Annotated in this window: 5 protein-coding genes and 2 pseudogenes; 2 read left to right on the forward strand and 5 right to left on the reverse strand. The window is 49.9% G+C overall.

Going from position 1 to position 10,260, the window contains the following annotated elements; translation table 11 throughout:
• Window positions 1–303: 303 nt before the first annotated feature.
• From XYCOK13_RS17050 to XYCOK13_RS17065, 5 genes and pseudogenes are all read right to left on the reverse strand, one after another.
• Window positions 304–4,725 (reverse strand): endo-1,4-beta-xylanase, encoded by a 4,422-nt coding sequence (locus tag XYCOK13_RS17050; RefSeq protein WP_213413443.1) that lies wholly within the window; start codon window positions 4,723–4,725, stop codon window positions 304–306.
• A 251-nt stretch (window positions 4,726–4,976) separates the two neighbouring features.
• A complete protein-coding gene (locus XYCOK13_RS21995; protein WP_244865229.1) occupies window positions 4,977–5,426 on the reverse strand; it encodes a carbohydrate-binding protein in 450 nt (149 codons plus the stop codon).
• Window positions 5,400–6,332, reverse strand: a pseudogene (locus XYCOK13_RS17055) (pectate lyase family protein); the annotation flags it as partial. The gene XYCOK13_RS21995 and the pseudogene XYCOK13_RS17055, both read right to left, overlap by 27 nt.
• A gap of 539 nt (window positions 6,333–6,871) precedes the next feature.
• On the reverse strand, window positions 6,872–7,951 hold the full coding sequence (locus XYCOK13_RS17060; RefSeq protein WP_213413445.1) for an MBL fold metallo-hydrolase: 1,080 nt from the start codon (window positions 7,949–7,951) through the stop codon (window positions 6,872–6,874).
• Window positions 7,952–8,015: 64 nt separating this feature from the next.
• A complete protein-coding gene (locus tag XYCOK13_RS17065) occupies window positions 8,016–8,711 on the reverse strand; it encodes an SDR family NAD(P)-dependent oxidoreductase (RefSeq protein WP_213413446.1) in 696 nt (231 codons plus the stop codon).
• Between the two features lie 117 nt (window positions 8,712–8,828).
• On the opposite strand from XYCOK13_RS17065, the gene XYCOK13_RS17070 reads away from it, so the two are divergent.
• Together XYCOK13_RS17070 and asd are read left to right on the forward strand one after the other, a co-directional pair.
• On the forward strand, window positions 8,829–9,455 hold the full coding sequence (locus tag XYCOK13_RS17070) for a TetR/AcrR family transcriptional regulator (RefSeq protein WP_213413447.1): 627 nt from the start codon (window positions 8,829–8,831) through the stop codon (window positions 9,453–9,455).
• Window positions 9,452–10,247, forward strand: a pseudogene (gene asd, locus XYCOK13_RS17075) (archaetidylserine decarboxylase). Before XYCOK13_RS17070 ends, asd begins: the two are co-directional and overlap by 4 nt.
• Window positions 10,248–10,260 lie beyond the last annotated feature (13 nt).

Raw genomic sequence — 10,260 nt, forward strand, 5'->3', positions numbered from 1 at the left:
GGGCAGGCATGTCCGTTGGCGCTGTTTCTGCGTTATTGCACTTGTTACGACAGAAATGTCCATTAGGGCACATGATCTGGCATCATCGCGTTGTTTTTTTCCTCTGAGGGACAGAAATGACCGTTACAGACTATTATGCGATGAAACGGTACACCAACGGTCATCGGTGACCGCTACAATAACCCGCATGGTGCAACATCGATCGCTCCAAACAAACAGGAGCTTTCCCCCGGCTCAGATTGGGGGAAAGCTCCCTTCATATTGATTGAAATAGGAAACTATACAAGTGCTATTAATTCAGAGTTACCTCTCCCATACGCGGTACAAGATAACAGCCGTCTCCGCTCTGTTGATCGAAGCATGCGGATCGATCTTGCCGTTCTTGCCTACTATGATGCCGGCATGGACCAACGCCGCAACGCTGTCAACTGCGTAATCGGATACGTCTGCCGCATCGGCGAAGCTATGGAGCGAACCTCCTGCTGCGACGCTCTTGCCTGCTGCTTCCAGCGCACGCACTGTCAACAGCATGGCATCCTGCCGGGAAATTGCAGCGTTCGGCTGGAATCTGTCTGCCTCTTGATCAATCACAATTCCTAGCTCCTTCGCAATCCGAAGCTCCTCATAGTAATAGGCCGTTGCAGGCACATCCACGAACATCGCCACATCTTTTCCGCTGCTTTGGAGATCCAACGCTCTGACCAACAGAGCGATAAAGTCCGCTCTCTTCATTGCAGCTGCTGGCGAGTAGCGATCTTCTCCCGTTCCGTGGATAATATCCCGGGAGGCCAAGGTTTCGATAAATGCTTGCGCCCAAGGCACGTTCTTCAGATCTTCAAACGTCTTGAACACAGAAGTCACCGCAAATGTGCTGAAATGCGTAGTTCGGAAGGTGACAACTTCTGCTGTTTGATCGTAACGGCTGTTCTGGATGGTGGTCACCTTGCCATTGCTGTCAATATGCCAGAAGACGATATGTTCCGGTCTGGCAAGCTCCTCTGCTGTCGGCGTGTACGGAATGACTACCGTGACAGGTGCTTCCGGATTATTCCATGCAATGGCATCACCGTCTACTAACACACGCAAGCTGATTGCTGGACGATTGCCTATCTGTTCGCGAATGGCAGCGTCCAATGTGTCAGCTGCCGCTGTGTTGATCTGAATCGTGACAAGCTCATGGCTGTCTGTCAGATTGGACAGCATGTTGCCGGGCACTTCTATTGTCGCGCTTCCTGTCTGGATCAGCAGCACGAAGGACTCCTCACCTAACAAGTTCTGCGCAGGCAGTTCAAGATCATAGGCGCTTTCCTCTTCCGGCAAAGCAATGATTATGCGTTTCGTGCCGGTTGCGTCCGCTTCCGCTTGTTCCAGCGCACCATTGAGCTGATCACCGGAAATGCTTGCTCTCAAGCGGCCATTGTCGGTTTGTGTTGACGGACGGATCGTTACAGCGCCATTCTCCTGTTCCACTGTGCCGTTCTGCGAATCGGTTCCTTCTCCACTGCCGCCGCTTCCGCCTCCAGAAGTTCTGCCCCCTGTCAGCCTCAGCACACCGAATACGGAAGGATCCTGAAACCCTGTTCCCGTCGTGTCATTCCAGGCAGCCACACTTTGGCGGGCGCCGTCCTTCGCGTCATTGATCTGGACGTCGAAGCCTAGCTTCACTTCGTTCGCCGGTCTAATCGCAGTCAGCGGAATCTTTACCTCTACTGTGTAGTTCGTTCCATTCACCTTAGTAGCGGATTCAAACCCTTCCGCAAGGACTGGCGAAGTAAAGGAAGCCTCATTATCGAAGTTGACTCTGTACTGGCCATCGTCAGCCTGATAGAACGTCGTCTTCGCATTGTTCTGGTCCAGGAAGACCTCAATCGAGTCCTGCTCCCAGGCGTTGGCATTGCTCTTATCCAGTTCCGCATCATCCACCTGAATCAGCACATACAGGTTGCGTGCATCCCATAGCGCCTTCGCTACACCGGATGCGCCTTGCCAGGCCGTCTGATACTGGTCAATCGGAATTTCCTGTGCCGCATGCCATACCGCATCCACTTCTCCGTCTATGACAGGCGTGCCGTACCGGGCTGTCGCTTGCTTGGCATCGGATGTGTCGCGCTCATGCTCCGCGAGGAACTTATCCGGATCGATTACGCCGTAGTAAGCCGGCTTCGCCCGCAGATTCGCGTCGAACAACAGAGGGGATTGCGCGGCTCTCCAGCTCGTCGCGTCATTCAAGCCCCAGAACGTCACGCGCGCGATATGGTCTGCATGCTCTTTGTAAATTTGGAATAGCTGTGCGTACAGATACCCTTGAGCAATAGCCTCTTTCTCGGACAGTTGATTGTTGCTGCCAGCCGTAATATCCAACTCCGTAATGCTCACCTCAACTCCGAGAGATGCAAATCTCTCCAGCGACAGCCGAACATTCTCCGGATTCGTATTGACATTGTAGTGCGCCTGCATGCCGATGCCGTCTATTAGCAATTTGCCCGGATGGGTCTCGGCATACTTTTCGTTCAGCTCCTTGACCATGTGGTAGATGGCCCGCGCTTTATTCTGATTGTCATCATTGTAGTCGTTGTAGTACAGCTTGACATCCCATTCAGGATGATCATCCAGCACTTCCCTTGCAGCCAAAAACGCTTCTTCCACATAGTCCGGACCGATTGCCCGATACCAGCCGGATTGGCGCAATGCCGAGCGCCAGTCTTCCGGAGTAGGCGGATTGTCATTGATCGCCTCGTTCAGGACATCCCAGCCAATGACTCTGTCCCCGAAATGCTCGACAACTGTTTTGACGTGGGTGCGCAAGTTTTGAAGCGCTTCTTCCCGATCCAGATACAGCGTATTGCCATGCTCATCTTCGACCGGGTCTCCATTTTCGTCCACAACCGTATGCAGCCACAATGGAGACTGCTGATGCCAGACAAGCACGTGTCCGAACATTTGCAAGCCTTCAGCCAGCACCTTGTCCACGAGCTCATCCTCAGCAGCGAAATCAAATTCCCTGTCTGCATTGTAAACTTGGTCCGGCTTCATGGCATTTTCCGCCGTTGCCACATTGTGATGCATCTTGAGCAGCTCGAGACGCACGCCTTCCAGGTCAGCAGCCGATACGGCATTGCCAATAAGGAAGTCGTCCTGATAAGCATCCTTGATCGGCAGCAGATCTCTCTCAATATCAACCGGACCCGAGCCTGTCGGTTCAAAGCTGATGTCGTCAATGTAGAACGACGCATTCGCATTGGACGAAGCTTCCACGTAAATGGTTAGATGCTCGCCTCCCGCAGACGTATAGCGATACGTGCCTTCAAGCTGAACCCAGCCATCGCTGGCGCTAACTGTTCGCGAAGTAATATTGTTGTAGCTGGCTCCGGAATCGGAATGCCCTACTTGTGTAGACAGCTGCAACGTAGTGCTCGTCGGTTCGATCAGCTTCACCCAGACCGATACGCGGTATTCGTAGCCCAGATCCACATATTTCTCCACTCGCAGAGAAGGACCATGCCACGTCTCGGAACGCCCCTCTACTTTCAGTGCATAAGAGCCGTCTTCGGTATGATTCGCTTCATCCGTCACCGTGAGGATTTCCGTTCCGCCCCTGCCTTCAACGCCGCCTGATGTCCGATCTTCGAAGGTAATGGTAGTGAACGGCAGAGCAGGATCTCGCGGTGTTTCTTCACCCGGAACAGCAGAGGTCTGAACAATTGTTACGTTATCCAGATAGAAGGAGCTTAGTTTACTGCCTTCCACATAGAGATTTTGCAACGGATAATCGGTGTCGAAGGTGTACGTGCCCTCCAACTTGACCCATTCCGCATCTGTAACCTCGACTGGATCATTGACCTGTACATAGCTTTCTCCATTGATCTGTTCAACAGAGAATTTCATATTGCTGGCCTCTTCGTCTTCCACCAGCTTGACGTATCCACTTATCTGGTATTTCGCGCCTTTTTTCAGCACGTCTTTCAGGTCAATGCTGACGCCTTGCCAATCAGCTGTCCGGCCCGTAACCTTCAAGCTGTACGTGCCAGATTGGGCAGTTTCGGTCACAGCTTCAACAGCCACGCCTCCGCCCCGAGGTCCCCATCCTTGCAGTTCCCCGTCTTCAAAATCATAGGCGCCAATTTCCACAGGCTCGAACTCTTCGGACGGAGCGTCAGCTGTCTTGTATATGGTGACATCATCCAGCGCAAAGCTGACCCTTGCGGAATCGCTTTCAAAATATAGCTTGATCGATGCTGCTTCCGGGTTGTATGTGTAAGAACCCGACAACTGCACCCAGTCATCCTTGGTTACGGCTTGCAGGCCCACAATCTGCTTATACTTTTCATTGTTGTCCGTAATTGTATCTCCGATTTGCTCCATCGACATTTTGATTTGCGCATCCTCTGCTGCATCCGGAGCCAGTCTCACATAACCGGAAATTTGGTACGTTGCACCACTCTCCAGCGTATCCGTCAGTGGAAGACTTGGACCGTGATAGTCTTGACTGCGTCCAGCTACAAGCAAGCTCCGTTCGCCGGTACGATATACGTCAGTAGTAACTGAGACTTCTGCAGCGCCATTGCCGTGCCAATTCCCTTGCCCTTCCTCGAAGCTTTCGGACAGAATCAATTCGCCCTCTGGCGACTCCGTCTCCGCTTGGACGGCTGGCGCAAACCAAGCTGACGGAATCAGCAGGGCCGCTGCGAGCAAGATGGAGACAGCTCGTCGGAGTTTGTTACTCATGTGTGGCATTCCCCCCTAGATTGAAATAACTTGCTGTCGAAAGTTAAGCGCTTACATTTCACTGCCTGCTCCTCCTTTCTCAACGTTCATTATATGATGTTCAAAGTATAGGTTGGACCACACAAACTATAGGATCTGCTTTATTTTTTTAAGGTTGCTGCTGAAACCGCCTTACTCCACAAAAAAACTGCCCCCAGTCATCGGACAAGGGGGCAGCTCCAGTTATCAGAAGTATTCGCTCTTCGAAGCAGTTAACCCGCAATTCTCAAATAATCGATATTGGCCAAGCCTTCGGCATTCGTTGCCGTTAGACGGATCTTGTTGCTGCCTTGATTCAGGAAGACAGTTGCGCTAACCGTCTGCCAATTGTTCCATGTGCTTGTGACAGGGAAATTCAGATTTGCAAGGACATCAGAACCATTGACGGACAGCTTGGCGGAGCGGCCGCTTGCGCCGTTGGCATATCGGAATGACAGCGAGTAAGTGCCTGCAGTTGAGGCGTTGATGGTCCATTCAATATATTCGCCGTTCGCATTGTTCACATTGACGAATCCTGAGCCGGAATACCCGCTGTGATTCGTGTCTACGGAGCCGCTGGAATAATTTGCATGCTCCGCTTCATAGATTCCGGCAGTTTGGCCAGGATTGCCATTGCCCCCGCCGTTATTGCTGCCTAGCTTGCCGACGCCTGCATTCGCCATGACGTGATTTTTCACCTGATCTACCGGGTCCAGCGAGTAGCTGTAAGGCGGCGTGTAACTGGTTGTGGAAGTGGTCGGCATGCTGCCCGTGCTGTTGATGAAGCGGTTATTTCTTACATCCCAGTAGCCGTCCTGACTGCTGTACCACGTGCCAATCGGGTCTTTGGAATCCTCGAACACATTGTGCTCGATGCGGAGCTTCGCGCCCATTCGCGGATTAATGCCGGTGTCGATGATGTTTTTGTAGTAGTTGTTGAACAGGTGGCCTTCTCCGAATCGGAACAAGGGACCGCGGGAATAAATATTTTCCCAACGATTGTGATGGTAGGTAATCTTGCGGTTTGCATTGTCACTATCGCTTGAACCGACCAGCGAGGTTTTCCAGCTGTCATGGAAGTAGTTGTACGAGATGGTGATGTAGCTCGCATCCCGCTTAACATCAAGCAAGCCGTCATAATAATCCTTATCGGCGACCAAACTGTTGTACAGTTCATTATGGTCAATCCAGATATTGCTGGCCGGACCTTCAATGCTGATAGCGTCCTTGTCTCCGATATTGACATGATGAATTTTCAAGTTCTGAATAATGATGTTGTTGGCTCGCCAAATCTTGATGCCGAGTCCATTGAACTCGCCGTTCGTGCCTACGCCAATGATGGAGACGTCGTTAACGTCCTTTACATTGATTTTGCTGTCGGATGAATTGCCTGGCGTGATCGTGCCGTCCACGTAAATCGTCAATGGCGCGCTGCCTTTATTGTTGAGCGCATTTTGCAGTGCTGTGCCCGTACTAACCGTGACCGTATTGCCTCCGGCTCCGCCAGTTGTACCGCCGTTCAAGGTAGCGAAACCGACATACCCAGCCTGGCTCATGTCCGCTGCTTCAACCGAATGGGCTGGCAGCATCGGCAATAAAGTACATACCAGCATCAAACTTAGAAATATTGATAGCTTTCTTCTCATTATAGATTCCTCCTTTTCATTTTTTGATAATCCGCAAATCGTTCACCGCCTTTAAAGTTTCATCATGCTCCCTCCTTATAAACGAAATTCCATGGCTAGCCCCTGCAGATCACCGCAGCCCATGATGTCTGACACAGTGTGCGCGATCCCTCCTTTCATCTAATCTCACTCCCCATTTTAGACGAACCGGGATAATCATCATCTCACATCGTTGGCACAGTCTGGTTTGTGATCGAATTTTCCCCTTAGCAAGTGACTTCAGGATTATGGTTGTAATCGTGTGGCGCAAAGCACCGCAAACAGGAAACAGGATCGTGATCCCCCAGCCTAACACAGGACTTAGCTCATGAAATGCTGAAGCGTAGCCATGCCAGTATTATTGTTAAATGCAAGCATGATAGAAATTACACCTAAGCTCAGATTACCAAGAGTAAGTAGGTTCGGTATGATTTTTGTAATGAGTCATTCACCTCTTCCAGTATTTATTTACTCCACCATTCATTAACCGGATAGTTGTCTCCTTCTAGCGATATAGATTCCCCCATACGAGGAACTGCCATTTTGATCGATTGTTTTTTTGCCGCAATCATTACACGATGGATTGGATCAAGCCACCCATGGGGTGCTAATTGAAAAGCAGCCCAATGAATCGGTAGCATTAATTCACCATTTAAGTCTATATGGGCTTGTACCGATTCTTCTGGAAACATATGAAGGTCCGGCCAACGTTCGTCATATTGTCCACACTCCACAAAAGTAAGTTGAAATGGTCCGTATTTTTCCCCGATTTGACGAAAATGAGGGCCATACCCGCTGTCTCCGCTAAAAAACACTCTTCCCGATAAGCCGATGATTGACCATGAACACCACAAAGTTTGATTTTTGTGTAAGAAGCTTCGCCCCGACACGTGACGTGCAGGCGTGCAAACGATTTTCAACCCTTCCCACTCTAGTTCATCCCACCAGTCCATCTGGGTGATATTTGAGCGGGGGACACCCCAGCGTTCAAGATGGCCCGCCACTCCCAGCGGGACAAAAAAATGACCAACCTTATCCTTTAGATGTTTGATTGAATAATAATCCAGGTGATCATAGTGATCATGGGAAAGAAATACTGCATCAATGGCAGGCATATTTTTGACATCAATCGGCAGGTTGTCGTTAAATCGCTTGCTTCCCAGCTTTGGAAAAGGGAACGGAGACCGTCCAAACATCGGGTCGAACAGTAATCGTTGGCCGTCTAAATCAATGAGTACACTTGAATGACCGAACCAGATCGCCTGATTGAAATCAGACGATGGTTTCGTATTCTCGATATCAGTCATAACCAGCTCAATTGGCGAGGAAGGCCTGCCATCGGCAGGCTTCCCGCGAGCAAAATCCCAAAGTACAGATAGTTGATTGTGCATAGCCATTCTGGTTGAAGTAGGGATAGCATTCACAAACTTGTTATTTTTGTAATTAACAGATCCTTTTATGCGTGATTGCGTTTTTCTGTCCGGCTTTCTACCGAACGCCGGGTTAAAGAGCATCAGGAGCATTGCCGCAATAAAGCTACTCACAACATAGTCTCCTCTCCTAATACGGATATACATGTCACCTCTTCTATACATAAGGGATGATTCTTTACCAAGGAACTACTCCATTCCGATCCATAAAAGTACCCGTAGGTCCATTGCCGTCAAGAGTTGCAAGCTTCACAATCACATCTGTACCCTCGCTGACGGTTTGGTAGCCGCGATGACCATTGAGGTCGGTTGCTGTCGGGCCGGGATCTGCGGCATTAATACGGAATTCGGGCAAAGCCTTGGCATATTGCACAGTCAGCATCGTGACCGCGGCTTTGGATGACGAGTAAATCAGATCGTTTACTCGGGATTCAATCTTTTCAGGATTGGTCACGCGGGCAAAGGAACCTAATCCACTGCTGACATTGACGATTACAGGCGTCGTCGATTTGTGCAGCAGAGGAAGAAAGGGTTGTGTCACACGAACAATACCGAAGACATTGGTGTCATAAACGGTGCGGAAGTCATCTGCAGCCACATCATGAGTGCCCAGAAGTCCCCTTGTTATTCCCGCATTATTGATAAGGACATCCAAATACCCTTCATTTTGTTTGATTTCGGCAACTGCTTCATGTATAGAGGCATGATCGGTCACATCAAGCCGTACAAACTTTGCGCCAAGCTTGTCGGCCGATTCTTTGCCGCGTTCTACACTGCGAGCACCAATATACACAATGTGACCATATGCGATCAATCGTCGTGCCGTTTCGAAGCCCAGACCTTTGTTTCCACCTGTAATTAATGTAACTGTCAATTCAACCAACTCCTCATTTTAATGTGATATACCTATCACATAATAACACAACAAATGTGATACGTCTATCACATTATTTGTTGTTGTGATATAATGATGAAAAAAGGGGATGTACACATGCAGAGTGACAAGCGAAATTATCATCATGGAAACTTAAAAGAAACGCTAATTCGAACCTCGCTTGAAATGATTTCAGAACATGGTATTCAAGGTTTTTCCGTGGCCAAGGTCGCCAAAAAAGCAGGAGTTGCTATCAGCGCTCCCTATCGTCATTTCCCTAATCGAGAAAGCTTGCTTGCGGAAACCGGGATCGTTTTTCTTACGGAACTCACGTCCAGAATGCGGTCTGCCGCAACCGAAGCAGGTCATGATCCAATTGATCGTGTGGCTTCTGTAGCTGGCGCCTATGTGCAATATGCACTTGACCATAATGTCAGTTTTCATTTGTTTGCTGCAGCCAGAGAATCTCGGCTACCCGCATTCCACGAACGAAGTCGCGAGATGATCCATTTTCTTTTTACATTAACGCAGGAAGCCGCACCTGAAGCAACATGGAATGAATTGCTCGAGCTTATGGAAGCGCTGCTTGCTCTCGTTCAGGGATTCGCAGATATGTTTTATCAAGGTTATTTCTCTCAGTTAAATTTGACAAAGGATCAGATCTCCAAGCGTTCAGCAGTTGCTGCCAAGCTGCTTATCAACGGGTGGAATCATTGCAGGAAGGACGGGGAGCAACCTTTATGATGAGATGGTTAATGCGATCCATGACCGAGCTCAGTTCGCGCAAATGGATTTCCCGTATGACGGGTAGGCTGGCACAGTCAACGGTCAGTCGGGGGTTTATACCTTCGTTCGCTCGAATTTATGGAGTCCAGATTCAGGAAGCGGAGAAACCGATTGACGAATACAGCTCTCTGAACGATTTTTTTTACGCGGCGGCTAAAGCCCGGAGCGCGCCTTATCGACAACGATCCCGCTGCGCTTGTCAGTCCCGTAGACGCACGGATTACGGGCGCGGGCCCGGTGAAATCAGGCACGATATTTAACATCAAGGGGCAGGACTACTCAATCGAAGAATTGTTGGACTGTTCTCCCCGGGCAGCCAAATATGCCGGGGGCTTCTATCTCGTTCTTTACTTGAGTCCGACTGACTATCACCGGATTCACATCCCTGTCGACGGCATGATCGTTGAGCGTGTTCACATCCAAGGCAAGGTTTACCCGGTGAACGAGTTTGGTCTTCGACACATGAAACGGGTGCTGAGCCGCAATGAGCGACTGACGACCTATATTCGCCATTCCGGCGGCGAGATCGCGGTCATCAAGGTAGGCGCTATGAACGTCAGCAGTATCAAGTACGTAGAACCGCTAGATAAGGATGTCAAGAAAGGCCAGGAACTGGCTTATTTCGAATTCGGCTCCACCGTGGTGCTTCTCACCGAGGATCACACGTTTACTCTTCGCGGAGATTTGATTCCGGGCAAGAAGGTTCGCATTGGCGAGTCACTTGGCACGTTGCGCCTTCCTAATAGTTGAGTCCGTATAATTG

The sequence above is a fragment of the Xylanibacillus composti genome (assembly GCF_018403685.1).
Lineage (GTDB): Bacteria > Bacillota > Bacilli > Paenibacillales > K13 > Xylanibacillus > Xylanibacillus composti.

What these genes read in the sequence shown, in the direction of transcription:
- XYCOK13_RS17070 (WP_213413447.1), top strand. Translation starts at nt 8,829, where the DNA reads ATGCAGAGTGACAAGCGAAATTATCATCATGGAAACTTAAAAGAAACG.
- XYCOK13_RS17050 (WP_213413443.1), bottom strand. Translation starts at nt 4,725, where the DNA reads ATGAGTAACAAACTCCGACGAGCTGTCTCCATCTTGCTCGCAGCGGCC.
- XYCOK13_RS21995 (WP_244865229.1), bottom strand. Translation starts at nt 5,426, where the DNA reads ATGGCGAATGCAGGCGTCGGCAAGCTAGGCAGCAATAACGGCGGGGGC.